At 63.9% G+C, this 1,024-nt stretch carries 2 protein-coding genes; both read left to right on the top strand.

Annotation, left to right across the window (positions count from 1 at the left end):
• Window positions 1-420: cytochrome P450 (locus AC1DY5_RS56855; protein WP_478122909.1), on the top strand; the 420-nt coding region annotated here is incomplete at its 5' end.
• 45 nt (window positions 421-465) lie between these two features.
• A partial coding sequence (locus AC1DY5_RS56860) for a ferredoxin reductase (protein ID WP_478122910.1) occupies window positions 466-1,024 on the top strand: 559 nt, incomplete at its 3' end.

The following is a 1,024-nucleotide window of genomic DNA, read 5'->3' on the forward strand; positions in this document are numbered from 1 at the left end:
GACCTGTTGGCGTCGGATCTGTCCAAGGCCCCGATCGCCATCGAGGAAATGCTGCGCTACGACACCCCGACGCAGCGCTTTCATCGTACGGCCACACAGGACATCGAACTGCATGGCCAGACAATCCGCGCCGGGCAGAGCGTGCTCGTGATGTACGGCTCGGCCAATCGCGATGAGCGCAAGTTCACCGACCCCGACCGTTTCGACATCACGCGACCTCCCGGCCGCCATCTGGCGATGGGGCACGGCGTCCATTTCTGCCTCGGCGCCCAGCTGGCCAAGGCCATGACGCGGATCTTCCTTGAGGAATGGTTTTCGCGGACTCGCCGGTTCACCGTCCTGCACAACCAGGTCGTTCGCATGCATTCGCCGGTCTTCCGTGGCTTGAGTTCCATGCCTGTGCAGGTCCCTGCCCAGTGACCGCCCTGTTTCCTGCTCCCACCTGACTGTCCGAGAGCCCACACCATGGTCCCACCGAATTCGATGCCCACCACCACCGGCCTGAACGTGCGGGTGGACGAGCGCCGCGTGGTTGCAGATGGCGTTGTCGCGATCGAACTGCGCGCAGTCGACGGCTATGAGCTCACGCCCTTCGCAGCGGGCTCTCACATCGACGTGGAACTGCCGGTGCGCGACTCCCACGGCCACTTCATCGTGCGCCAGTACTCGCTCTGCAACGATCCGGCCGAACACGACCGCTACATGATCGGGGTTGCCAGAGACGCAAACACGCGTGGCGGATCAGCCTACCTGCATGACGAACTCAAGGTCGGTGACATCGTTCACATCAGCACGCCGCGCAACCACTTTCAGCTCTACGAACCCGCGCAATCCTCAATACTGGTGGCGGGCGGCATCGGCGTCACTCCGATGCTGGCGATGGCCCGACGCCTGAGCGCGCTCGGCCAACCGTGGACGCTTTACTACTGCGCGAGAACGCCGGAGCGCGCCGCTTTCTTGGACGAACTGAAGGCCCTGCCGGGTCGAGTGATTCCGGTTTTCGACGGTGTGCCAGGTGGTGCCC

The organism is Variovorax sp. P4_D9, assembly GCF_056401695.1.